Origin of the sequence: Janthinobacterium aestuarii (genome assembly GCF_051380835.1) — a bacterium.
Classification (GTDB): domain Bacteria; phylum Pseudomonadota; class Gammaproteobacteria; order Burkholderiales; family Burkholderiaceae_D; genus Janthinobacterium; species Janthinobacterium aestuarii.
Map to the genome: position 1 here is coordinate 136,989 of NZ_JBNYXU010000007.1, position 24,996 is coordinate 161,984.

21 protein-coding genes and 1 other RNA gene are annotated in these 24,996 nt (G+C 60.2%); 16 read left to right on the plus strand and 6 right to left on the minus strand.

What is annotated here, in order from left to right; all coding sequences use genetic code 11:
- The first annotated feature begins 282 nt into the window (after positions 1 to 282).
- Positions 283 to 1,887: a sensor domain-containing diguanylate cyclase gene (locus tag ACQ4WO_RS19215; protein WP_436482812.1), complete on the plus strand. Its 1,605-nt coding sequence runs from the start codon at positions 283 to 285 to the stop codon at positions 1,885 to 1,887.
- A gap of 424 nt (positions 1,888 to 2,311) precedes the next feature.
- Here ACQ4WO_RS19215 and ssrA read toward each other — a convergent pair.
- From ssrA to ACQ4WO_RS19240, 5 genes are all read right to left on the minus strand, one after another.
- Positions 2,312 to 2,672, minus strand: a transfer-messenger RNA (tmRNA) gene (gene ssrA, locus ACQ4WO_RS19220).
- Positions 2,673 to 2,983: 311 nt separating this feature from the next.
- Positions 2,984 to 3,688, minus strand: coding sequence for an HAD family hydrolase (locus ACQ4WO_RS19225; RefSeq protein WP_436482813.1), 705 nt, complete (start codon positions 3,686 to 3,688; stop codon positions 2,984 to 2,986).
- A 68-nt stretch (positions 3,689 to 3,756) separates the two neighbouring features.
- Positions 3,757 to 4,452: a bifunctional 2-polyprenyl-6-hydroxyphenol methylase/3-demethylubiquinol 3-O-methyltransferase UbiG gene (gene ubiG, locus ACQ4WO_RS19230; RefSeq protein WP_436482814.1), complete on the minus strand. Its 696-nt coding sequence runs from the start codon at positions 4,450 to 4,452 to the stop codon at positions 3,757 to 3,759.
- A gap of 127 nt (positions 4,453 to 4,579) precedes the next feature.
- Positions 4,580 to 5,290, minus strand: a complete 711-nt coding sequence (ompA, locus tag ACQ4WO_RS19235) for an outer membrane protein OmpA (protein ID WP_035825645.1) — start codon at positions 5,288 to 5,290, stop codon at positions 4,580 to 4,582.
- 164 nt (positions 5,291 to 5,454) lie between these two features.
- Entirely contained in the window at positions 5,455 to 5,808 is a 354-nt protein-coding gene (locus ACQ4WO_RS19240; RefSeq protein ID WP_436482815.1) for a hypothetical protein, read from the minus strand.
- A gap of 138 nt (positions 5,809 to 5,946) precedes the next feature.
- Here ACQ4WO_RS19240 and gyrA point away from each other — a divergent pair, with 138 nt between their 5' ends.
- The 15 genes from gyrA to ACQ4WO_RS19315 all read left to right on the plus strand — a co-directional run bounded on the left by gyrA (position 5,947) and on the right by ACQ4WO_RS19315 (position 23,162).
- Positions 5,947 to 8,625, plus strand: a complete 2,679-nt coding sequence (gyrA, locus tag ACQ4WO_RS19245) for a DNA gyrase subunit A (RefSeq protein ID WP_436482816.1) — start codon at positions 5,947 to 5,949, stop codon at positions 8,623 to 8,625.
- 161 nt (positions 8,626 to 8,786) lie between these two features.
- Positions 8,787 to 9,371, plus strand: a complete 585-nt coding sequence (locus ACQ4WO_RS19250; RefSeq protein WP_331777441.1) for a DUF2059 domain-containing protein — start codon at positions 8,787 to 8,789, stop codon at positions 9,369 to 9,371.
- A gap of 24 nt (positions 9,372 to 9,395) precedes the next feature.
- Positions 9,396 to 10,502: a 3-phosphoserine/phosphohydroxythreonine transaminase gene (serC, locus tag ACQ4WO_RS19255; RefSeq protein ID WP_436482817.1), complete on the plus strand. Its 1,107-nt coding sequence runs from the start codon at positions 9,396 to 9,398 to the stop codon at positions 10,500 to 10,502.
- A 179-nt stretch (positions 10,503 to 10,681) separates the two neighbouring features.
- Entirely contained in the window at positions 10,682 to 11,752 is a 1,071-nt protein-coding gene (gene pheA / locus ACQ4WO_RS19260; RefSeq protein WP_436482955.1) for a prephenate dehydratase, read from the plus strand.
- 143 nt (positions 11,753 to 11,895) lie between these two features.
- Positions 11,896 to 13,002 (plus strand): histidinol-phosphate transaminase, encoded by a 1,107-nt coding sequence (hisC, locus tag ACQ4WO_RS19265; RefSeq protein WP_436482818.1) that lies wholly within the window; start codon positions 11,896 to 11,898, stop codon positions 13,000 to 13,002.
- Between the two features lie 4 nt (positions 13,003 to 13,006).
- The gene (locus tag ACQ4WO_RS19270) at positions 13,007 to 13,915 is read left to right on the plus strand and encodes a prephenate dehydrogenase (protein ID WP_436482819.1); all 909 of its coding nucleotides are present in this window, start codon (positions 13,007 to 13,009) and stop codon (positions 13,913 to 13,915) included.
- Positions 13,916 to 13,933: 18 nt separating this feature from the next.
- Positions 13,934 to 15,289: a 3-phosphoshikimate 1-carboxyvinyltransferase gene (gene aroA, locus ACQ4WO_RS19275; protein WP_034751802.1), complete on the plus strand. Its 1,356-nt coding sequence runs from the start codon at positions 13,934 to 13,936 to the stop codon at positions 15,287 to 15,289.
- A 15-nt stretch (positions 15,290 to 15,304) separates the two neighbouring features.
- Entirely contained in the window at positions 15,305 to 15,973 is a 669-nt protein-coding gene (cmk, locus tag ACQ4WO_RS19280; protein WP_046682679.1) for a (d)CMP kinase, read from the plus strand.
- Between the two features lie 118 nt (positions 15,974 to 16,091).
- Positions 16,092 to 17,804 carry a 30S ribosomal protein S1 gene (gene rpsA / locus ACQ4WO_RS19285; RefSeq protein WP_071650172.1) on the plus strand — a complete coding sequence of 571 codons (1,713 nt, stop codon included), beginning with the start codon at positions 16,092 to 16,094 and terminating at the stop codon, positions 17,802 to 17,804.
- A 17-nt stretch (positions 17,805 to 17,821) separates the two neighbouring features.
- Complete coding sequence (locus ACQ4WO_RS19290) at positions 17,822 to 18,127, plus strand: integration host factor subunit beta (protein ID WP_008446215.1); 306 nt, start codon at positions 17,822 to 17,824, stop codon at positions 18,125 to 18,127.
- A 242-nt stretch (positions 18,128 to 18,369) separates the two neighbouring features.
- Positions 18,370 to 18,672 carry a LapA family protein gene (locus tag ACQ4WO_RS19295; protein WP_034751796.1) on the plus strand — a complete coding sequence of 101 codons (303 nt, stop codon included), beginning with the start codon at positions 18,370 to 18,372 and terminating at the stop codon, positions 18,670 to 18,672.
- Between the two features lie 46 nt (positions 18,673 to 18,718).
- Entirely contained in the window at positions 18,719 to 19,894 is a 1,176-nt protein-coding gene (gene lapB, locus ACQ4WO_RS19300) for a lipopolysaccharide assembly protein LapB (RefSeq protein WP_128140247.1), read from the plus strand.
- A 79-nt stretch (positions 19,895 to 19,973) separates the two neighbouring features.
- Positions 19,974 to 21,341 (plus strand): UDP-glucose dehydrogenase family protein, encoded by a 1,368-nt coding sequence (locus ACQ4WO_RS19305; protein ID WP_436482820.1) that lies wholly within the window; start codon positions 19,974 to 19,976, stop codon positions 21,339 to 21,341.
- Positions 21,338 to 22,291, plus strand: coding sequence for a D-glycero-beta-D-manno-heptose-7-phosphate kinase (gene rfaE1 / locus ACQ4WO_RS19310; RefSeq protein WP_436482821.1), 954 nt, complete (start codon positions 21,338 to 21,340; stop codon positions 22,289 to 22,291). The genes ACQ4WO_RS19305 and rfaE1 overlap by 4 nt, the downstream gene beginning before the upstream one ends.
- A 166-nt stretch (positions 22,292 to 22,457) precedes the next feature.
- Positions 22,458 to 23,162 carry a ComEA family DNA-binding protein gene (locus tag ACQ4WO_RS19315; RefSeq protein ID WP_436482822.1) on the plus strand — a complete coding sequence of 235 codons (705 nt, stop codon included), beginning with the start codon at positions 22,458 to 22,460 and terminating at the stop codon, positions 23,160 to 23,162.
- A 94-nt stretch (positions 23,163 to 23,256) separates the two neighbouring features.
- On the opposite strand, the gene ACQ4WO_RS19320 is transcribed toward ACQ4WO_RS19315, so the two are convergent.
- Positions 23,257 to 24,822, minus strand: coding sequence for a phospholipase D family protein (locus tag ACQ4WO_RS19320; RefSeq protein WP_436482824.1), 1,566 nt, complete (start codon positions 24,820 to 24,822; stop codon positions 23,257 to 23,259).
- Positions 24,823 to 24,996 lie beyond the last annotated feature (174 nt).

Consider the following 24,996-nt stretch of genomic DNA (forward strand, 5'->3'; position numbering starts at 1 on the left):
GGGTATGCGATTTGACGCATTTTGACGCACTTTGAGCGGTTTTTCGTGCGGGTGGTGAGTGGTGTGGGAGATGTGGTTTTCGTGCGCTGGTAGGACTGCACTGCAGTCCTACGGCCCATGCTTATTTGATACAACCTTGCGATGCTGCAGAAGTGTATACGTCTGTATTTGTGACGTGGGAGTGGATTCTTTAACTTTTTTGCATCAATTTGTTACGATGCGTGAGTATTTTGGGCGCTATTCGGCGCACACTCTTATACACGTAAAACAGGGAGTTATTCCATGGCTGATTCAAATAGTTTGCCACCGCGTTTGATGGGATCGGGCTTTAAGCATTTTTCCTTGCTATCGCTGGCGAGCACATTTGTAGTCGTGGTTTGTTTTTCACTTCTAGTAACCCAACTATGGATGACCTGGCGTGCAAGAGAGGTACGGCTAAGCGAGGCCGCTTCGGCAAGTGCTAATCTGGCGCAGTCGGTTGCCCAGCATGCCTACGACACGATCAAAGAAACTGATACTGCATTGGTTGGATTGGTAGAACGTATAGAGCAGGATGGAATCTCAGACCTTGAGTTGTCCCGTATTCATAATCTGCTTGTTATGCGTGTGGCAGAACTGCCCCAGTTACATGGGATTTTCGTCTATGCAAAAGATGGTAGCTGGCTGGTCAATTCTCAAAAAGTACTGTTAAAGAATTTGAATAATTCTGATCGAGAGTATTTTAAATACCATAAAAATAGTAGCGAGCGCGGCCCTTACGTAGGACCCCCAGTACGCAGCAAATCAACTGGCGATTGGATCATTACTGTATCACGTCGTATTAACCTTCCAGATGGAAGTTTTGGCGGCGTTGCTCTTGCTACAATTGATATGAAATATTTTAAGGTTTTTTATGATAAGTTTTCGATAGGTGGAAGAGGAGCAATTTTCATAGCGAACGGAAAAGGAATACTTTTGTTAAGAAGGCCATTTGATGAGGAAATGCTTGGGCGAGATATATCAAAGTTTCCAGTTTTTAAAGATTATCTTCCTAAAGGCCCTGTAGGTACAGCATCAATAAAATCAAAATTGGATGGTGTTACACGAATTAATAGCTATAGAAGGATAGAGGAGTATCCTTTGGTAGTATCTGCCGCATTGTCGCAAGATGAAATATTGCAAAATTGGCGCAGTGATGTTTATATTCAGTTTATGGTTGGTGGAACGCTTGTATTGCTCATTTCCATCCTTGGCTATCGTATGGTGAAACAAATAAATCTACGATCGCAAGCTGAAAAAAAGCTAATGTTGGCTAGCATTGAGTTGGAGTTGATTAATGAAACTTTGTCACGACTTGCCAATCAGGATGGGCTGACTGGATTGGCGAACCGGCGTCATTTTGACGAATCGTTAATGGGAGAGTTTAATCGTGCACAACGCGGTGAAACTTCTATTGGTTTGGTCATGATAGATGTTGATTTTTTTAAACAGTACAACGATATCTATGGCCATGTAGCTGGAGACGAATGTCTTAGAAAAATTGGTAAGATGGTGGGCTACAGCATACGCAGACCCGGTGATCTAGCCGCTCGTTATGGTGGCGAGGAGATGGTCGTCTTATTGCCTGGAACGGATCTATCTGGTGCATTGGCTGTCGCAGAGAGTATCCGAAGCGCTGTTCAATCGCTGGAAATTGTTCATTCTGGAAATCCATTTGGCGTTGTGACGGTTAGTATTGGTGTGGAATCGTTTGCACCAATCCGATTAGAGAGCAAACCAGTTCAATTGGTTGAGGCTGCCGATAAAGCATTGTATAAAGCCAAGGCATCAGGGCGAAATCAGGTTTGCTTTGCGTCTAGATATACGGAAGGCGACACGCAAAAATATTCCTCCAGCATAGAACTTTAATTTATATTTAGAATAAAGAAAAGGGACATTTTTATCGTTGTTAATGAGGCTAAAAATGTATTCTAATGACCTCGATGTACCCATACTAACTACTGCAGCTAACCAAAATTATGACTGTTTAAGGCATGACGATCTTACAGCTCAAAAAGTCGAAGTTGGAGTCATTTTTCAAGAAATGTTGGGCACAGCGACCGCGGCCGCTTACTTGGCAAAAAACAAAGTCCCTATGCACGTTGCCCTCCGGGTATTGACCCAAGTCCACCGCAAGGCAATGAAATGAAATGAGGGTATGGCTGTTGTTGAGTCGCTGACGTACGAAAAAAAAGCTGTCATTTTGTTGTCATTCCTAGGCTAAAACAGCCCAAAAACAACCCAAATAATGACAGTCTTCTTCTTGCTAACTACTTGATTCTAAACAATTCAGTGGTGGAGACGGCGGGAATCGAACCCGCGTCCGCAAGCACTCTACAGACAGTTCTACATACTTAGCACTATCATTTAATTTAACTCAGCCAGCACGGATGTGCACGTTATGGGCAAGCGAGTTACCTATTATTTAGTCGGACGCTAAGTAACCCAGCATACGACGAGTCCCTGTAAATGACTCTAGAGCTTTTGACGGCCCACCCCAGGGACGAGGTGTTCTAGAGCTAACAGCGATTAAGCTGCCAGTGCGTACGAGTTATCGTTTGCAGTTAAGTTTTTTCTGGGTGTATTTACGAGGTAACCAGCCCTCGGTATGCCCTGCGCTGCTTTGCAACCCACGTCGAAACCAGGTCGTCCCCACAGAACCTTCATTGTAGCGCAATCTGCCCACTCTTGCATAATGCATTCGCGGTAAGGAACGAGGCAACCTCGCATCGCTTGAGTCAGACGAATCGGAGAGGCTTGCGTTGGCAGGCGCAAGCCGGTTGTGCAGTTATCGGACGAGCAGTGCTCGTCCCCCGTACAACCCCCGCGTCTGCGAGCACTCTACAGACAGTTCGGAGTGATATTTAATTTTAGAGATTAGCGTAAGTTCTTGCCTAAAATGCAAGTTTCTGGGTCAGAGCCTGCGGGTCTGACCCCGGGTTTCCGCAGCGAAAAGTAATGCGTCTCAAGCCGCCAACTGCCGCTCCTGCGCCGCCTTCACCACGCCAGTCACCAGCTCGAGCAAGGCCAGCGGCGTATCGAGCAAATGGTCGGCGTTCCAGTGCTGCGGCTCGACGGGGCCGCAGTAGCCCCAGGCGCAGGCGACCGTGCGCATGCCGGCGGCGCGGCCGGCCTGAATGTCGCGCAGGTCGTCGCCCACGTACCAGCAGTCTTCCGGCGCCAGGTCCAGCCGGCGGGCCGCTTCCAAGAGGGGGGCAGGGTGCGGTTTCGGGTGGGGCATGGTGTCGCCCGAGATCACGCAGCCGGCGGCGCCCAGGCCGATCTGGCCGACCAGCGGGTCGGTGAAGCGGGCGGCCTTGTTGGTGACCACGCCCCAGGCCAGGCCCAGAGCTTGCAGGCCTTCCAGCATGGCGGGAATGCCGTCGAACAAGCGGCTTTCCACGGCCAGGGCCGCTTCGTAATTGTTCAGGAAACCGTCTTTCAGGGCTTCGTAGCCGCTTTCGCCAGGAGCTACCCCATACGATGCGCCTATCATGCCGCGCGCGCCGGCCGAGGCCGTGGGGCGCAGGATGTCATACGGGGTCGGCGCCAGGCCGGCGCGCGCGCGCAACAGGTTGATGGCCGCCGCCAGGTCGGGCGCGGTGTCGGCCAGGGTGCCGTCGAGGTCGAACAGAATGGCGCGCGGTGCTGGCAGATGGTCAGTGATCATGGCGGGCAAAGTGTGTCAAGTGGGAATGAAAAATGGCGGCCGCAGCCGCCTTGTATTGTGCGTGATGGTTACAGCGGCCGGGTGCAGGCCACCAGGTAATTGACGCTCGTATCGCTATTAAGTGAGTAAATCTTGGTCAGCGGATTGTAGCCCATGCCGCGCATGCTGTTGGCGTTCAGGCCGGCGCTGCGCAGATATTGCGACAGTTCGGCCGGGGTGATGAATTTGTCATAGTCGTGCGTGCCTTTCGGCAACAGGCGCAGCAGGTATTCGGCGCCCAGGATGGCGAACAGATACGCTTTCGGGTTGCGGTTCAGGGTCGACAGGAACACGTGGCCGCCCGGTTTGACCAGCGTGGCGCAGGCCTTGACGATGGCGGCGGGGTCCGGCACGTGCTCGAGCATTTCCATGCACGTCACGACATCGTACTGGCCCGGCTCTTCCTCGGCCATGGCTTCGGCGGCGATCAGTTTGTAGCGTACCTTGGCGCCCGATTCCAGGCTGTGCAGGTCGGCAACTTTCAAGGCCTTGTCGGACAGGTCGATGCCCGTCACGTCGGCGCCCTTGCGGGCCATCGATTCGGCCAGGATGCCGCCGCCGCAGCCGATGTCGATCACGCGCTTGCCGGCCAGCGGCACTTTCGCGTTGATCCATTCCAGGCGCAGGGGATTAATTTCGTGCAGGGGACGAAACTCGGAAGTGGGGTCCCACCAGCGGTGGGCCAGCTCACTGAATTTTTGGATTTCGAGAGGGTCGGCGTTCATAGGTCGAATAATAGCGGCAATTTTACAATTGGGCAGCCGCGGACGAAAAAAAACCCCGCCGTGGCGGGGTTTTTCATGCTGTTCTTGACTTGCGCGATGACTTGCGGCAAGTCCAGGGGTTCAGCAATTACTTGTTGCGGGTACCAACAACTTCGATTTCCACGCGACGGTTTTTCGCACGGCCTTCGGCAGTTTTGTTATCAGCAACAGGTTGTTTCTCGCCTTTGCCTTCGGTGTACACGCGGTTGCTTTCAACGCCTTTGGTGACCAGGTAGGCTTTGACAGCATCAGCACGACGTACCGACAGTTTTTGGTTGTAAGCATCGGTGCCGACGGAGTCGGTGTGACCCACAGCGATGATGACTTCCAGGTTGATGCCACCCAGTTGTGCGGACAGCTCGTCCAGCTTGGCTTTGCCTTCTGGCTTCAGCGTAGCTTTGTCGAAATCGAAGAATGCATCAGCAGCGAAGCTGACTTTTTCCGAGGTAGGAGCAACTACGACTGGCACTGGCACGACTGGTGCTGGTGCTGGAGCAGGTACGACTGGCGCTGGAGGAGCCACGCATTTGCCGTCTTGCAGGGTTTCTGGCTCTACGCACAGTGGTACGTCGCAACCTGGCACTGCGTCAGCAGGTGTCCAGTAGCCGGTACGCCAGCACAGGCCGAATGGGTCACGCACGATGACGCCGCGGGCATCTTGCACGTAAGCGCTTTTTGGGCTTGGTGCTTTGATGTCAGTGGTAACTGGCGCGAATGGTGGGGAGGTTGGGGTTTGGGCCGAAGCCGAGCCAGCAATCACTGCGGATGCAGCGAAAAACAGCGTTACAAATTTATTCATTCTTTTTTCCTTTCGGGGGGTGATATCCGCAGAACAACACTGCGCTACTGGTGCTACGTGCCAAGATTTTATCATGTAGACCATATGCGCTCGTTTCAGATTGCGAAACTAGCAATTAACTTCCCAGTCATTTTGCCACACGCATCAGGGGCACACGACCGTGGTTAAATCAAAGCTTGCCCGATTTTAGACCGTGCGTTGTTTTTGCGCAACGAAAATGCCCATTTGTAACGCATCTGTAACAATTGATCGCTTTTCTTGCCACTTTTAAGGGCAGGTATCTTGAACTGACATTGCCATTGTGCATTATCGACAGGGCAACATGCACGGCCCTGGTGCAAACTGCCAATCTTGCCGGTATGGCCAATTTGTACAGGTAGCTGGGCGCGCATGCTAAAATCGTGCGCTTGACTGTTAAGAGTGTCGAGCAAATGCCCACGGCGGCACTGCATGGCCAGCACGTACCCTTGCGGTACCCGTACTGGCCGCGCCGCCAGCCCGCCGATTTGTTCAGGCACTCTGCGACATGGAAGCCGGGCCACGCCAGCAGCGCACGGCGCGGCGTCCACGACGACAGCCACCCAGGATATGCAGTATTGCGTCATACATTGCGTAACAGATAAGTTAACCACAGCCTGAGATCAGTCGAACCGCCAATGGATCAATTCGCAAAAGAAACAATTCCTATTTCCCTCGAAGAAGAGATGCGCAAGAGCTACCTCGATTACGCCATGAGCGTGATCGTCGGTCGCGCCTTGCCCGATGCGCGCGATGGCTTGAAGCCAGTGCACCGCCGCGTCTTGTTCGCGATGCATGAAATGAATAACGTGTGGAACCGCCCTTACGTCAAGTGCGCCCGCGTGGTCGGCGAAACCATGGGTAAATACCATCCCCACGGCGACGCCTCGATCTACGACACACTGGTGCGCATGGCGCAAGATTTTTCGCTGCGCTACATGCTCGTCGATGGCCAGGGCAACTTCGGTTCCGTCGACGGCGATGGCGCCGCGGCAATGCGTTACACCGAGTGCCGCCTGGACAAGATCGCCAGCGAGCTGCTGGCCGATATCGACAAGGATACCGTCGACTTCCAGCCCAACTACGATGGCAAGGAAAAGGAACCGACGGTCTTGCCGACGCGTATCCCGAACCTGCTGATCAATGGCTCGTCCGGTATCGCCGTCGGCATGGCGACGAACATTCCGCCACATAACATCACCGAAGTCATCGACGGCGCGCTGCACGTGCTGCGCAATCCCGAGTGCACGATCGATGAATTGATCGAGCTGATCCCGGCGCCGGACTTCCCGACGGCCGGCATCATCTATGGCGTGTCCGGCGTGCGCGACGGCTACCGCACGGGCCGCGGCCGCGTCGTCATGCGCGCCAAGACCCACTTCGAAGAATACGGCAAGGATGGCGGCCGCATCGCCATCATCGTCGACGAGCTGCCATTCCAGGTCAACAAGAAATCCTTGCTGGAACGCATCGCTGAAAACGTGCGCGACAAGAAGCTCGACGGCATTTCCGACATCCGCGACGAATCCGACAAGTCGGGCATGCGCGTGGTGATCGAGCTGAAACGGGGCGAAGTGCCGGAAGTGGTGCTGAACAATCTGTACAAGCAGACCCAGTTGCAAGACACCTTCGGCATGAACATGGTGGCCCTGGTCGATGGCCAGCCTAAGCTGCTGAACCTCAAGCAGATGCTGCAATGCTTCCTGTCGCACCGCCGCGAAGTGGTGACGCGCCGTACCGTGTTCGAACTGCGCAAGGCGCGCGAACGCGGCCACGTGCTCGAAGGCCTGGCGGTCGCGCTGGCCAACATCGATGACTTCATCGCCATCATCAAGGCCGCGCCGACGCCGCCGATCGCCAAGGTCGAGCTGATGGCCAAGGCCTGGGATTCGTCCGTCGTGCGCGAAATGCTGGCCCGCACGGGCGACGGCACGACGCCGGGCGGCGTGGATGCCTACCGTCCGGAAAACCTGCCGAAGCACTACGGCATGCAGACGGATGGCCTGTACAAGCTGTCGGACGACCAGGCGCAGGAAATTCTGCAGATGCGCTTGCAGCGCCTGACCGGCCTGGAGCAGGACAAGATCGTCAACGAGTACAAGGACGTGATGGAACATATCGCCGACTTGCTCGACATCCTGGCCAAGCCGGAACGCGTCACCGTCATCATCACCGATGAAATGACGGCGGCGAAGAACGAATACGGCGCAGGCAACAAGGACGTGCGCCGCTCGCAGATCGAGTTGAATGCGACCGACCTGGAAACGGAAGACCTGATCACGCCGCAAGACATGGTCGTGACCCTGTCGCACACCGGCTACATGAAGGCCCAGCCGATCACCGAATACCGCGCGCAGAAGCGCGGCGGTCGCGGCAAGCAGGCGATGGCGACGAAAGAGGAAGACTGGATCGACCAGCTGTTCATCGCCAATACGCACGACTACATCCTGTGCTTCTCGGATCGTGGCCGCATGTACTGGCTGAAGGTGTGGGAAGTGCCGCAAGGCTCGCGCAATTCGCGCGGCAAGCCGATCGTCAACATGTTCCCGCTGCAGGACAACGAAAAGATCACCGTGATCCTGCCGCTGTCGGGCGAGAACCGCACGTTCCCGGAAGACCATTACGTGTTCATGTCGACCAGCCTGGGCACCGTCAAGAAGACGCCGCTGAAGGACTTCAGCAATCCACGCAAGGCCGGCATCATCGCGGTCGACCTGGACGACGGCGACTTCCTGATCGGCGCGGCGCTGACCGACGGCCAGCACGACGTGATGCTGTTCTCCGATTCGGGCAAGGCAGTGCGCTTCGACGAAAACGATGTGCGTCCGATGGGCCGTACGGCGCGCGGCGTGCGCGGCATGAACCTGGAAGAAGGCCAGCATGTGATCGCCCTGCTGGTGGCCGAGAACGAGCAGCAGTCGGTGCTGACGGCAACGGAAAACGGTTACGGCAAGCGTACGCCGATCACCGAGTACACGCGCCATGGCCGCGGCACGAAAGGCATGATCGCCATCCAGACCAGCGAGCGCAACGGTAAAGTGGTTGCCGCGACCCTGGTCGATGCCAGCGATGAAATCATGCTGATCACTACCGGTGGCGTATTGATCCGCACCCGCGTGTCGGAAATCCGCGAGATGGGCCGCGCGACGCAGGGCGTGACCCTGATCGCCGTGGAAGACGGCACCAAGCTGTCTGGCCTGCAGCGCGTGGTGGAAACGGATATCGACGAAGTCGAGCTGACGACGGAGGCGGACGCCGCGCCTGCGCCGGCGGCGGCCGAACCAGCCGATCCTGTCGATCCGGCCCAGCCGGAGTAAGATGATTGGGGCTCTTTCGGGAGCCCCAATTGCTATTGGCGCGTGCTTATGCCGCCAGCAGAATTGCGTAGCGTTTCGTAGGTCGGGTTAGCCCGTCGGGCGTAACCCGACATGCATCGCCGACAATGTCTATTTACAAGTCACTCAACATCCCGCATGCCATGAGAAAAATCGTCGCCACCTTCTTCGCCGCGTTTTCGCTGGCCTTCCTCGCGACCCTGCCGGCCCTGGCCCAGAGCACGCAAGCCACGCCTGCCCGCCAGGCGGCGCCCAGCCCCGCCATGAAAGTGGCCGTGCGGCGCATGCTCGACGCGATGCAGTTCCCGCAACTGACGCGCAGCATCTTCGATCAGATGCTGCAATCGGTGCCCGCCATGATCCGCCAGTCGGCGCAGCAGCAAATCAACAGCAATCCGAAACTGGACGAGCAGCGCAAGGCGCGGGCGCTGGCCAGCGCCGAGGAAGAAATCCCCCTGGCCATCGCCACCCTGACGCAGGTACTGGCCGACCCGACCCTGATCGACGAGCTGGGCGACGAAATGGTGCCCCTGTATGCGCGCTTTTACACGGTGCAGGAAGTCGAGCAGCTGACGGCCTTCTACAAGACGCCGCTGGGCCGCAAGATGCTGGCCACCATGCCGCAACTGTCCGCCGAATCGATGGCCATCAGCCAGCGCGTGCTGATCCCCCGCGTGAATGCCGTGCTTGACCAGGTCATGCGGGCGGCCACGCAGTCGCCCCAATAATTTCATTTTACTAAGGACCGTATCGTGACCCATCGAGCCGTAAGCCCTATCTACAACTTCTCCGCCGGCCCCGCCGTCCTGCCCAAGGAAGTGCTGGCGCAAGCGGCCGCCGAGATGCAGGACTGGCATGGCAGTGGCATGTCGGTGATGGAAATGAGCCACCGTGGTCCCGAATTCATCTCCATCTACAAGCAGGCCGTGGCCGATCTGCGCGAGCTGCTGGCCGTGCCCGACAACTACAAGATCCTGTTCCTGCAGGGCGGTGGCCTGGGCGAGAACGCCATCATCCCGATGAACCTGGCGGGCCTGGCCGCGCAGCAGCCGGCCACCGTCGACTTCGTGCATACGGGTTCGTGGTCGGGCAAGTCGATCCAGGAAGCGGCCAAGTATGCGAACGTCAACGTGGCCGCGTCGTCCAAGGCCGCCCGTTTCACGGGCGTGCCGCCCGTCTCCGAATGGAAGCTGACGCCGGGGGCCGCCTACCTGCACATCTGCACCAATGAAACCATCGACGGCGTGGAATTCCAGCAGGCGCCGAACGTGCCGGCAGGGACCACCATCGTGGCCGACATGTCCTCGCACATTCTGTCGCGCGTGATCGACGTGTCGCAATATGGCGTGATCTTCGGCGGCGCGCAGAAAAATATCGGCCCGGCCGGCCTGACCCTGGTCATCGTGCGCGAAGACTTGCTGGGCAAGGCGCTGCCGATCTGCCCGTCGGCCTTCGACTGGACCATCGTGGCCGAACATGAGTCGATGTACAACACGCCGCCCACCTACGGCATCTATATTGCCGGCCTGGTTTTCCAGTGGCTCAAACGCCAGGGTGGCGTTGCGGCCATGGAACAGCGTAATATTGAGAAAGCGGCTCTGCTGTACGCAGCGCTCGATGCGGACGACTTCTACCAGAACCGGGTCGAGCCCGCATACCGCTCGCGCATGACCATCCCGTTCTATCTGCGCGATGAAAGTCTGAACGACGCATTCCTGGCCGGCGCCAAGCAGCGCGGCCTGCTGCAACTGAAGGGCCACAAGTCCGTCGGCGGCATGCGTGCATCGATCTATAACGCGATGCCGATCGAAGGCGTGCAAGCCTTAGTGAATTATCTGAACGAGTTTGCCGGACGCTAGAATGCCTGCCAAAAAGTCCAGGGCGTTGTTGCATTGCCTTGTCGTACATTTGTACTGCCAGCGGCAACGCGCCTAGCCCTGATCATTTTGTCCGGCATTCTCATGAATAAGCGCGCCGGCCCGCCGCCGGCGCAGGCCGCGTGGCCATGATTGAAGTACAGCTGACGAAACAAACCACCATGACCGATAAATTGAAACCGCTGCGCGAACAGATCGATGCGATCGACGCGCAAATCCTCGAGCTGCTGAACCGCCGCGCGCAAATCGCCCAGCAGGTTGGCCACGTGAAGGCCGAGACGCAGGCGCCCGTGTTCCGTCCCGAGCGCGAAGCGCAGGTGCTGCGCGGCGTGGCCGAGCGCAATCCCGGTCCCATGGGCGACCGCGAAGTGCAGACCATCTTCCGTGAAATCATGTCGTCCTGCCGTTCGCTGGAAAAGCGCGTGACCGTGGCGTACCTTGGCCCCGCCGGCACCTTCAGCGAACAGGCCGTGTATCAGCAGTTCGGCAGCGCCGTCGAAGGCTTGCCGTGCGCGTCCATCGATGAAGTATTCCGTTCCGCCGAGGCGGGGACGGCGGACTTCGGCGTCGTGCCGATCGAGAATTCCTCGGAAGGCGCCGTCAACCGCACGCTGGACATGATGCTGCAGACTAGCCTCATCATCAGCGGAGAAGTGGCGATCGCCGTGCACCACAGCCTGATGACGAAGAGCGGCAACATGGATGGCGTCACCGCCATCTGCGCCCATTCGCAGGCGCTGGCGCAGTGCCAGGTGTGGCTGAACCAGAATTATCCGCACATCGAGCGCCGCGCCGTGGCCTCGAACGCCGAGGCTGCCCGCATGGCTGGCGAAGATGCCACGGTGGCGGCGATTGCCAGCGAACTGGCGGGCGCGCAGTACAAGCTGGGCGTGGTCAAGGGCCATATCCAGGACGACCCGCACAACCGCACGCGCTTTGCCATCGTGGGCACCTTGCAGACGGCGCCGTCGGGCAAGGACCAGACGTCGCTGGTATTGGCCGTGCCGAACAAGGCGGGCGCCGTGTACCAGTTGCTGGCGCCCCTGGCCAAGCACGGCGTGTCGATGACGCGCTTCGAGTCGCGCCCGGCGCGCATGGGCAGCTGGGAGTATTATTTCTATGTCGACGTGGAGGGCCACGTGCACGATGCCGCCGTCGCCCAGGCGCTGGCCGAGCTGCAGAGCAATGCGGCGTTTTTCAAGGTGCTGGGGTCGTATCCGGTCAGTCTGTGACTTCGATTGATGCCGGTGGTGGTGTCGGATTACGCTTCGCTAATCCGACCTACCCGACATACGGTAAGCTGTAGGTTGGGTTAGCGCAGCGTAACCCAACAACAGCCACCAGCCTAATCATTCACCAACTTTTAAAGAACACCATGTCTAAAAATATCGGTCCAGAATACGTCCGCGCCATCGCCCCTTACCAGAGCGGCAAGCCGATCGCGGAAGTTGCGCGCGAATTCGGCCTCGACGAGGCAGCCATCGTCAAGCTGGCGTCGAATGAAAACCCGTACGGCATGCCGGAGTCGGCGAAGCAGGCGATGATCGCCGCCATCGACGACCTGGGCCGCTATCCGGACGCCAACGGCTTCGACTTGAAAGCCGTGCTGTCCAAGCGCTACGACGTGCCTACCGACTGGATCACCCTGGGCAACGGCAGCAACGACATCCTGGAAATCGCCGCGCACGCGTTCGTGCAGCATGGCCAATCCGTCGTGTACTCGCAGTACTCGTTCGCCGTGTACGCGCTGGCCACGCAAGGCCTGGGCGCGCGCCACATCGTCGTGCCGGCGCAAGCCTATGGCCATGACCTGGACGCGATGGCGGCGGCGATTGCCGCCGACACGCGACTGGTCTTCATCGCCAACCCGAACAACCCGACCGGCACCTTCCTGACGGCCGCGCAGCTGGAAGCGTTCCTGCAAAAAGTGCCGGCGCACGTCGTCGTCGTGCTGGACGAGGCCTACAACGAATTCCTGTCGGCCGACGACCAGTACGAGTCGACGGCGTGGGTACGCCAGTATCCGAACCTGGTGGTGTCGCGCACCTTGTCGAAGGCCTACGGCCTGGCCGGTCTGCGCATCGGCTTTGCCATCGCCCAGCCAGTGCTGACGGACCTGATGAACCGCATCCGCCAGCCGTTCAACGTCAACTCGCTGGCGCAGGCGGCGGCGATTGCCGCCCTGAACGACAAGGCATTCCTCGAGCAAAGCGCGCGCAACAACGCGGCCGGCTACCAGCAGTTCACGGAAGCGTTTGCGCAGCTGGGCCTGGAATACGTGCCATCGCACGGCAATTTCGTGCTGGTCAAGGTGGGCGACGATGATGAAGCGGGCGCGCGCGTGAACCTGGCGCTGCTGAAACAGGGCGTGATCGTGCGTCCCGTCGGCAGCTACGGCTTGCCGCAATGGCTGCGCATTTCCATCGGCCTGCCGCAGGAAAACGCCATCTTCATCGCCGCGCTGACGAAAGCGCTGGCCTGACGATATGACGACGCCTGCACTGAACAAGGTAGTTATCTTTGGCGTAGGCCTGATCGGGGGCTCGTTCGCGCGCGCCCTGAAACACGCGGGCGCGGTGACCAAGGTTGTCGGCATGGGCCGCTCGCCGGCGTCGATGGCGCGCGCGCTCGAACTTGGCATCATCGACGCCATCGGCGGCGACATGGCGCAAGCCTTGCATGGCGCCGACCTGGTGCTGCTGGCCGCGCCCGTGGCGCAGACGGGCGCCATCCTGGCATCCATCGCGCCGCACCTGCAGCCGGGCACCATCGTCACCGATGCGGGCAGCACGAAGAGCGACGTGGTGGCGGCCGCGCGTGCGGCCCTCGGTGGCAAGGTGGGGCAATTCGTGCCCGGCCACCCGATCGCGGGCCGCGAGACGAACGGTCCCGATGCCGCCATCATCGATCTGTATCAAGGCAAGAAGGTGGTGCTCACGCCGCTGGCGGAAAACGCCGCGTTTGATGTGGAGCGGGTGGCGGCCGCGTGGCGCGCCTGCGGCGCCATCCTGCACACCTTGAGCCCCGAAGAACATGACAAGGTGTTTGCCGCCGTCAGCCATCTGCCGCATTTGCTGGCTTTTGCGCTGGTCGACGACATCGCCAACAAACCGCACGCGGGCCTGCTGTTCCAATACGCGGCCAGCGGCTTTCGCGACTTTACGCGCATCGCCGGCTCATCGCCGGAAATGTGGCGCGACATCAGCCTGGCCAACCAGCCGGCGCTGCTGCACGAACTGGACGCCTACCTGGCGCAGTTGACGACTTTGCGCGCCCACCTGGCCGCGAACGACGGCGCCGCCATCGAGGGCGTGTATGCGAACGCCCAGCACGCGCGGCAGCAATGGATCGAGGCGATTGAAACGGCGGAAGTGCCGGCCGCGCCCACACGATAAATACTCAAGGATTCCAGCATGACCCAGACCAAGCACTACCCCCACCATATCGATCTGAAACCGGTGATGCACGCCGAAGGCACGGTGCGCCTGCCCGGCTCGAAAAGCATTTCCAACCGCGTGCTGCTGCTGGCCGCGCTGGCCAAGGGCACGACGAAGATCATCGACCTGCTCGCCTCAGACGACACCTTCGTCATGCTGACGGCATTGACGTCGCTGGGCGTCAAATGGACGCAGGATGAATTGACGGGCGACCCGGCCACCGCCCACCAGGTGCACCACGTGGAGGGCTGCGGCGGCGTGTTCCCGCACCACGAGGCGGATCTGTTCATGGGCAACGCCGGCACGGCGATCCGCCCGCTGACGGCGGCCCTGGCCGTCATCGGCGGCGACTACACCCTGCATGGCGTGTCGCGCATGCACGAGCGCCCCATCGGCGACCTGGTCGACGCGCTGAACGCCGTCGGCACGCAGATCGAATACACGGGCGAGCAGGGCTTCCCGCCGCTGCGCATCCGCCGCGGCCACATCCACGCGCAACGCATCGCCGTGCGCGGCAACGTATCGAGCCAGTTTTTGACGGCCTTGCTGATGGTGGCGCCGCTGATGGCGCGCGACCATGCGGTGACCATCGACGTGACGGGCGAGCTGATTTCGAAGCCGTACATCGAGATCACCCTGAACCTGATGCGCCGTTTCGGCGTGACGGTCGAGCATGACGGCTGGCAGTCGTTCACCGTGCAGCCGGGCCAGCAATACCAGAGCCCGGGCACGATCCACGTGGAAGGCGACGCCTCGTCGGCATCGTACTTCCTGGCGGCCGGCGCCATCGGCGGCGGTCCCGTGCGCGTGGAAGGCGTGGGACGCGACAGCATCCAGGGCGACGTGCGTTTCGTCGAAGCCTTGCAGCAGATGGGTGCGACCATCACCATGGGCGAGAACTGGATCGAGGCACGCTCGAACGGTGTATTGAAAGCCGTCGACATGGACTTCAACCACATTCCCGACGCGGCCATGACGATCGCCGTGGCGGCCCTGTACGCGGACGGCACCTCGACCTTGCGCAACATCGCCAGCTGGCGGGTGAAGGAAACGGACCGCCTGGCTGCCATGGCCACGGAGCTGCGCAAACTCGGCGCCGAAGTGGAAGAGGGCGCCGACTACCTGCGCGTGACGCCGCCGGCCGAGATCCAGGCTGCCACCATCGACACGTATGACGACCACCGCATGGCCATGTGCTTCTCGCTGGCCTCGCTGGACGGCGCCGCGCGCCGCGGCAACGAGATGCGCATCAACGACCCGAAATGCGTGGCCAAGACCTTCCCCGAGTATTTCGCCGCGTTTGCGGGGATTGCCAAAGACACCCTGATTTAATTGATTGCTCATACTATGCCGACCTCCCACATCCCAGTCATCGCCATCGACGGCCCCACCGCTTCCGGCAAGGGCACGGTGGCGCACCGCGTGGCCGACAAGCTGGGCTTTCATTACCTGGACTCGGGCGCGCTGTACCGCCTGACGGCCTTGAGCGCGCTGCGCCGCGGCACGGACTTGCGCGACGAGCACGCGCTGGCCAAGCTGGCCGAGCACTTGCCTTGCCACTTTGCCAATGGCGAGATCCTGCTGGCGCAGGAAAACGTCACCGAGCAGATCCGTGCCGAAGAAGTGGGCAATACGGCGTCGAAGATTGCCGTGTTGCCAACGGTGCGCCAGGCCCTGGTCAGCTTGCAGCTGGGCTTTCGCAAGACGCCGGGCCTGGTGGCCGACGGGCGCGACATGGGCACGGTGATCTTCCCGCACGCCCAATTGAAGGTGTTCCTGACGGCCAGCGTCGAGGCGCGCGCGCAACGGCGCTACAAGCAATTGATAGACAAGGGTTTTTCTGCTAATATGGAAGACCTTCTGATGGATTTGCAGGCGCGGGACGAACGTGATACTCACCGTGCGATTGCGCCGCTGGTCCCTGCGGAAGGGGCGCATGTCCTCGATACGTCGGAAATGACGGCAGATGTTGCCGTCGAAACCGTGTTGAAATGGTATGCCGCCGCAGCAAAATAGCGTGTTGTTGTGCTATGTGGTGCCCGTTGATGGCTCCTGGCCTGTCCGGGTGTGTCAAAAACCTAACCCAGTTTAAGTCGCATCGTGCGATCTCTGCTGGATAACCTGTGTGAACCCTATGTCTACTGTTACAACTAACGAATCTACCGGTATGGAAAGTTTTGCTGCGCTCTTCGAGGAATCGTTGTCGCGTCAAGATATGCGCTCCGGCGAAGTTATTTCCGCTGAAGTCGTGCGCCTCGACCACAATTTCGTGATCGTGAACGCTGGCCTCAAATCCGAAGCATTCATCCCTGTCGAAGAATTCAAGAACGACCACGGCGAACTGGAAGTCAAAGTTGGTGACTTCGTTTCCGTGGCGATCGAATCGCTGGAAAACGGTTTCGGCGATACCATCCTGTCGCGCGATAAAGCCAAGCGTCTGGCTTCGTGGCTGGCTCTGGAAAAAGCGATGGAATCGGGCGAAATCGTCGTCGGTACCGTCAATGGTAAAGTCAAAGGCGGTCTGACCGTGTTGACCAACGGCATCCGCGCATTCCTGCCGGGTTCGCTGGTTGATACCCGTCCTGTCAAAGACACGACCCCATTCGAAGGTAAAACCCTCGAATTCAAAGTGATCAAGCTGGATCGCAAGCGTAACAACGTGGTTCTGTCCCGCCGCGCCGTCATCGAAGCTTCGATGGGCGAAGAGCGTCAGAAACTGATGGAAACGCTGAAAGAAGGCACGGTCGTGACCGGCGTCGTCAAAAATATCACCGACTACGGCGCGTTCGTGGATCTGGGCGGTATCGATGGCCTGCTGCACATCACCGACCTGGCATGGCGCCGTGTACGTCATCCGTCGGAAGTACTGACGGTTGGCCAGGAAATCACCGCCAAAGTCCTGAAATACGATCAAGAGAAAAACCGTGTTTCCCTGGGCGTGAAACAACTGGGCGACGATCCTTGGACCGGTCTGTCCCGTCGTTACCCGCAAAGCACCCGTCTGTTCGGTAAAGTAACGAACCTGACCGACTACGGCGCGTTCGTTGAAGTGGAACAGGGTATCGAAGGTCTGGTACACGTTTCCGAAATGGACTGGACGAACAAAAACGTTGCTCCTAACAAAGTTGTCCAACTGGGCGACGAAGTAGAAGTCATGGTTCTGGAAATCGACGAAGAGCGTCGTCGTATCTCGCTGGGTATGAAACAGTGCAAAGCCAACCCTTGGGATGACTTTGGCGTAACCCACAAGAAGGGCGATAAAGTCCGCGGCGCGATCAAATCGATCACCGACTTCGGCGTGTTCATCGGCCTGGCCGGCAACATCGACGGTCTGGTGCACCTGTCCGACCTGTCCTGGACCGAAACCGGCGAAGAAGCCGTGCGTCGCTTCAAGAAAGGTGACGAACTGGAAGCCATCGTTCTGGCCATCGACGTTGAGCGCGAGCGCGTTTCCCTGGGCGTCAAGCAACTGGAAGGTGACCCATTCAACAACTTCGCAGCCATGAACGACAAAGGCTCGCTGGTAACCGGTACCGTTAAATCGGTTGAGCCTAAAGGCGCCGTGATCCAACTGTCCGAAGAAGTTGAAGGCTACCTGCGCGCCTCCGAAATCTCGCGCGACCGCGTTGAAGATGCTGGTACGCACCTGAAAGTCGGCGATACCGTCGAAGCTATGGTGTTGAACATCGACCGCAAAGCCCGTGGTATCCAACTGTCGATCAAAGCGAAAGACAACGTTGAAACCCAGGAAGCAATGCAGAAGATGGCAGCTACCGACAACAACGCAGCTTCGGGCACCACCAGCCTGGGCGCCTTGTTGAAAGCTAAGTTCGATAACAAGAACTAAGACTGCGGATACGGCAGATGACAAAGTCCGAGCTGATCAACCGCCTCGCTGAGCGTTATTCTCAGCTGGTGGCGAAAGATGCGGAGTATGCCGTCAAGACCATTCTCGATGCGATGACCAACGCCCTGGCGACCGGTCAGCGTATCGAGATCCGCGGTTTTGGCAGTTTTGCCCTGAACAGCAGGCCCCCGCGCATCGGCCGCAACCCGAAATCCGGCGACAAGGTGATGGTTCCCGAAAAACGGGTGCCGCACTTCAAACCGGGCAAACAGTTGCGCGAGCGCGTGGACGCGATGGTCGGGCAACCGATCATCGAGGATTAATCGTCTGCTGGAAGGCGACATAAAGAGCGGCGTCCTTGGATGCCGCTTTTTTTTGTTAATATGCTGTAGAGCACTGCTCAAATCTGCTGCGCGGCGCGCTTTGCGGCCTGCGATGCTCACCGTACTACAGTACGGTTGCGCTTCTTGGCCACAAATCACTGCCGCTCGCTACGGTTTTGTCAGGCGTTCCCTGTTCGTGCCATCCGGGCACTGGCATTTTTTTGTTCTTTCTGGACCTATCGATGAAAATCATCTCCACCATCGTTGGCTGTGTTCTTTTCGTCCTGTTCTTCAGTTTTGCGCTGAAGAATGCGCAGGTTGTCGACCTGCATGTTTTCCTCAATTATGAAATTCGCGGCCCCCTGGTCCTGATGCTGCTGGGCTTTTTTGTCGCTGGCGCGAGCCTGGGCGTACTGGCCCTGACGCCGACCGTGTTCCGTCACCGCCGCGAAGCGACCAAGCAAAAAACCACCATTGCCGCGCTGCAGACCGTTGGCGTGGCCAGCAATGTCCAGCCGCAACCGGACAGCGTGAGCGCGCAGTAAGCGCCGCCGTCGCTCCTATCTCTCTTACTCGAATAAAAACAATCGCATGGATTTTGAACTCTGGTGGCTCTTGGGTATCCCGATGTTTTTCGCGCTGGGCTGGATTGCCGCGCGTGTGGACATTCATCAACTGGTGTCCGAATCGCGCAGCCTGCCGCGCAATTATTTCAAGGGCTTGAATTTCCTGCTCAACGAGCAGCATGACAAGGCCATCGACGCTTTCATCGAAGTCGTCAAGCTGGACCCGGAATCGGCCGATATGCACTTTGCGCTGGGCAACTTGTTCCGCCGCCGCGGCGAAACGGAGCGCGCGATTCGCGTGCACCAGAACTTGCTGGCGCGCCCGGACCTGCCGCTGGAACAGCAGGGCCACGCCGCCTATGAGCTGGGCATGGATTACCTGAAAGCAGGCTTGCTCGACCGCGCCGAAGAAACCTTCAACAGCCTGATCGACACGCAATATGCGGCCCAGGCACGCCGTGCGCTGCTGGAAATCTATCAGCGCGAAAAGGAATGGCCACGCGCCATCGAAGCGGCCGTCGGCTTGCAGGAATCGGGCGCCGGTGCGCGCCAGAAAGAAATCGCCCAGTTCTATTGCGAACTGGCGCATGACGCGCTCGTGCACATGAAGCCGGACGACGCCATGCCGCTGCTGGAAAAAGCCCTGCAGACGGACCGCAAGAGCGTGCGCGCCACCATCCTGACGGGCGATGTGCTGCTGGCGCGTGGCGACGTGGAAGGCGCGCTGACCACCTGGCGCCGCGTGGAGCAGCAAAGCGTGCCGCACGTGGCCCTGGTGGCGCAGCGCCTGATGGATGGCTACACCAAGCTGGGCCGTGCGCAGGAAGGCGTCAACCTGCTGCGTTCCTACCTGGAAGAGGCGTCGTCGATCGACCTGATCGAAGTCGTCTTCAAGGCCGTCATCGAGCTCGACGGCGTGGAAGCGGCGAAGCAGCTGGTCAGCGCCGAGCTGCGCCGCACACCGACCTTGCTGGGCCTCGATAAACTGCTGGAAGCGCGCATGATGGACGCGCCGGCCGCGATCTGGTCCGAGCTGTCGATGGTGAAAAACCTCGTGCACGGCTACACGCAGAAGCTGGCCCGCTACCAGTGCAGCCACTGCGGTTTCAAGGCGCGCCAGTTCTACTGGCACTGCCCTGGCTGCAACAAGTGGGAAACCTATCCACCGCGCCGCACCGAAGAACTCAATGTCATGAACTGATTCGTACACGTCACCTTGCCCTGAGCAATGTGACGTGTACTTCTATGTAAGACCTGCTTTTTATCCATACGGTACATCCATGAAAATCACTATTATCGGCACCGGCTATGTTGGCCTCGTGACCGGCGCCTGCCTGGCGGAGCTGGGCAACGACGTCTTTTGCCTCGACCTGGACGCACAGAAGGTCGCCTTGCTCAACAGCGGCGGCATTCCCATCCATGAACCGGGCCTGGAAGAAGTCGTGGCACGCAACCGCGCCGCCGGGCGCATGACCTTTTCCACCGACATTGAAGCGGCGGCCGCACACGGCGTGATGCAATTCATCGCCGTCGGCACGCCGCCCGATGAAGACGGCTCGGCCGACCTGCAATACGTGCTGGCCGCCGCGCGCGGCATCGGCAAGTACATGACGGACTTCAAGGTCATCGTCGACAAGTCCACCGTGCCCGTCGGCACGGCCGAAAAAGTGCGCGCCGCCATCCAGGGCGAACTCGATGCGCGCGGCGTGGCCGCCACGTTCTCGGTCGCGTCGAACCCGGAATTCCTCAAGGAAGGCGCGGCTGTCGAAGACTTCATGCGCCCGGACCGCATCGTCATCGGCGTCGACGCCACGCCGGAAGGCGAGCGCGCGCGCGAACTGCTGAAAAGCCTGTACGCGCCGTTCAACCGCAACCACGAACGCACCTACTGGATGGACGTGCGCTCGGCCGAATTCACGAAGTATGCGGCCAACGCCATGCTGGCCACGCGCATCTCGTTCATGAATGAACTGGCGAACCTGGCCGACAAGGTCGGCGTCGACATCGAAGCCGTGCGCCACGGCATCGGTTCCGACCCGCGCATCGGCTACAGCTTCCTGTACGCCGGCTGTGGCTATGGCGGTTCGTGCTTCCCGAAAGACGTGCAGGCGCTCGAGCGCACGGCGCGCGGCCACGGCCAGGAATTGCTGATCCTGCGCGCCGTCGAAGCCGTCAACGACCAGCAGAAGCAGGTGCTGGGACGCAAAGTGGTCACTCGCTTCGGCGAAAATCTGACAGGCCGGCATTTCGCCGTGTGGGGACTGGCTTTCAAGCCGAATACGGATGACATGCGCGAAGCGTCGGCCCGCGTGCTGCTGGCCGACTTGCTGGCGCGCGGCGCCACGGTGGCCGTGTACGACCCCGTCGCCATGGCCGAGGCGCGCCGCGTGCTGCAACTGGACTTGACGCCGGAGCAATGGGCGAAGGTGCGTTTTGCCGACAGTTCGAAGGATGCGCTGCAGGACGCCGATGCGCTGGTCATCGTGACCGAATGGAAAGCCTTCCGCAGCCCAGACTTCGAGCAGGTCAAGGCGCGCCTGAAGCAGGCCGTGATCTTTGACGGACGCAACCTGTTCGAGCCGGCCGTCATGGCCGAGAATGGCATCGAATACCACGGGATCGGTCGCTCGATCCTGACGCGCGCATGAGCGCCCAAGAGGTGGTCGCCTTGACGGCGCCGGCCGCATTGGCCCAGGTACGCCTGCTGGTGGTGGGCGATGTGATGCTGGACCGCTACTGGTTCGGCGACGTCAGCCGTATTTCGCCGGAAGCGCCCGTGCCCATCGTGCGCATCGAGAAGCGCGAAGAGCGCCTGGGCGGTGCTGCCAACGTGGCGCGCAACGCGGCCGCGCTGGGAGCGAAGACGAGCTTGCTGGGTGTGGTCGGCGACGACGAGGCCGGCAGCCAGGTCGAACGCCTGCTCGAGGGCGGCGGCATCCACAGCTATCTGCAGCGCGATGCGGCCATTTCCACCATCATCAAGCTGCGCGTGATCGGCCGCCAGCAGCAGATGCTGCGCATCGATTTCGAGGATGCGCCCAGCGATACGGTGCTGCGCGACAAGCTGGCGCAGTTCAATGCCCTCTTGCCGCACTACGATGTGGTGATCCTGTCGGACTACGCCAAGGGCAGCCTGGTGAACGTGGCCGAGATGATCAAGGCGGCCCGTGCCGCCGGCAAGATCGTCATGGTCGACCCGAAAGGCGATGATTTCAGCCGCTATACGGGAGCGTCAGTGCTCACTCCGAACAAGTCCGAACTGCGCCGCGTGGTCGGCAACTGGAGCACGGAAGAGCAATTGACGGAACGCGCGCAGCAGATGCGCGCGCAGCTGGGCCTCGATGCCTTGCTGCTGACCCGTTCCGAAGAGGGCATGAGCTTGTACACGGCCGATGAGGTGCTGCACATGCCCACCGATGCGCGCGAAGTGTTCGACGTCTCGGGCGCCGGCGACACGGTGATCGCCACCATGGCGGCCATGCTGGGCGCCGGCATGGGCCTGGGCGAGGCCGTGCGCACGGCCAACCGGGCCGGCGGCATCGTCGTCGGCAAGCTGGGCACGGCCACCGTCACCCGCGACGAGTTGTTCCCGCAGTAACTATGTTGTATCACCTGCGCCAGGCCGTTTGATCTGGCGCAGGTTTTCCCCTCCTTCCGCTGTCCAGTCTTGTCAACCGTATCACGCCACAGCCGTTAAAGCCGTTAAGGCGCTGCTCTTCCCTTGCGTTCGAGTCATCTTGAAACCACACCACGGAGAGATACCCATGTTCAAAAAAATACTGCTGGCCATCGCCACCTTGATTGCGACGATGGGCTTTGCCTTTGCCCAGGTTGATGTCAACAAGGCGGACCAGGCGGCACTCGACAGCGTCAAGGGCATCGGCCCCGTCACGTCGAAAGCCATCATCGATGAACGTGCCAAGGGCGGCGCCTTCAAGGATTGGGCCGATTTCGAAAGCCGCGTGAAGGGCATCGGCCCGAAAAGTTCCGTGAAGTTGTCGGAAGCGGGCTTGCAGGTGAATGGCCAGTCCATGTCCGGCGCGCCAGCGGCGCCCGCTCCGGCGGCGAAAGCTGCCCCGGCAAAAAAGGACGCTGCTGTGAAGGAAGTTGCAGCGAAAGAAGCCGCACCGAAGCCAGCTGCTGCGACCGACACCGCTGCGGCGCCAGCCAAGACAGCCGCTGAAACGAAGAAAGAAGCTGCTGCTGCGAAGAAAGAAGCCAAGGCCGCCGCTGCCGCCGCGAAAAAAGAAGCAGCCGCCGCCAAGGTCGTCCCTGCCGCCGCCACTGCGCCAGCCGCCGCCGATGCCACCCCCGTGAAAACGGCTGCCGAAATGAAGAAGGAAGCTGCTGCCGAGAAGAAGGCGGCTACTGCCGCCAAGAAAGAAGCCAAGGCTGCGGAAGCGGCTGCGAAGAAGGAAGCCAAGCTGGCTGCGGCCGATGCGAAGAAGGCAGAAGCCGAGAAAAAGTAAGCGTGTTGCTGTAAGGCGTGTTGCGTGGTGGTGCCGCGCAGCACGAGAAGAAAACCCCGCGTGGTACCGGCCGCGCGGGGTTTTTTTTATGTGGCTACAGCTGCGACTCGATCGGCAGCCAGCGCATCACGGACACCAGCACGCGGCGCCAGAAGCCCGTTTCCGGATCCTGCGTCCACACTTTGGCGGGCTCTTCGGTGGCGTCGGACCAGCGCAGGGCGCCGTTGTCGAGGAATAAGCGGTAGCTGGTGTCGCTCGCGGTCGAGTGCAGGAACAGTGTGCGCATGTTCGCCGCCAGCGCGGCATCGTCGAACAGCACGCCCATTTCCGTGTTCAGCTGGGCCGAGCGCGGGTCGAGGTTGAAGGAGCCGACGAAGCCCCGCTGACCGTCCACCACCACGGCCTTGGTATGCAGGCTGGCGCGGCTCGAGCCCATCAGGCTGATGCGCGTGCGGTGCTGGGTCTTCAATTCAAACAGCTCGACGCCGCCGCCCAGCAGCATCTGACGGTAGCGCGCATAGCCCGCATGCACGAGGGCCACGTCGGTGGCGGCCAGCGAGTTGGTGAGTACCTGGATCTTGACGCCAGCGGCGACCTTGTCGGCCAGGGTCTGCGTCAGTTCCGTGCCGGGCACGAAATAGGGCGAGGTCAGCAGTGCTTCCTCGCGTGCGTCCGTCAGCAGGGGCAGCAAGCTGTGCATGAGCCAGTGCTCGCTGCGCTGCAAACTGGCTATGGGCGCGGCTTTTTCCGGCGGATCCGACAATACTTGCACTTGGGTACTCCAGTGCAGGCGCACGCGGCCATCGAGGTGGGCCTGCAGTTGGCCCGCATCGGTCAACTGCCGCAGGTAGGGCGAGGCGCCCAGTTCGCCCGTGAGCGCGTCGAGGCGGGCGCGCACAGCCTGCAGTTCAGCCGCGCCCGCGTCCTTGCCCTCGTGTAAGGCGCCGATGGGGATGACGGCGCGGCTGTTCCAGAAGCGGTCGAAGATGTCGCTCGTCTGCCGCACGGCGGGTCCCACCAGCAGCAGGTCGGCATCCTGGAAATTGACTTGCTCGGCCGCATCGAAGTATTCATCGCCGATATTGCGTCCGCCGACGAGGGTGACCCGGCCGTCGACGATCCAGGCCTTGTTGTGCATGCGCCGGTTCAGGCTGACGGCGCGCAAGGCCATTTCCACGGCGCGCATCCAGATGCCGTCGCGGTTGCGGCCCGGATTGAAGATGCGCACGTCGATCAGCGGGTGGCTGTCGAGCGCGAGGATGGCTGCGTCCTGGCCGCGTGCGTTGATATCGTCGAGCAATACGCGCACGCGCACGCCGCGGTCGGCCGCGCGCAGCAGTTCGCGCACCAGCAGGCGTCCCGTGACGTCGTTATGCCAGATGTAGTATTGCAGGTCGAGGCTGCGGCCCGCTTCGCGCGCACTCAGGGCGCGCAGGGCGAACGCTTCCAGATTGTCGTCGATCAGGGCCGTGCCGCTGTGGCCCGGGCGTTGCGCCAGCTGCGGCGCCAGCACGCGGTCGAGCAGGGTGGCATCGATCGCCACGGGCAAGGCTGTGCCCGGCGCCCCCAGCGAGCGTTCGGCGAAGCGCCCGTAGCTGTACAGGGCGGCGATGCTGAGCACGGCAAACAAGGTGGCCAGCAGCAGCAATTTGACGAGCATGCGGCGCACCGTCAGCGGACCGCGCGCAGGCTGCGGCGTGCGGAGTGAAGGGTGGGCAGGCGCATGCGGTGTCTTTCGTGAGCGGGGCAACAGCGGATTGTAGCAGTTTCTATAACGCACGATTTTCATCCAGGAACATCCTTGCCCGTCGTCAAAAATGCGAGAATGGCCAGC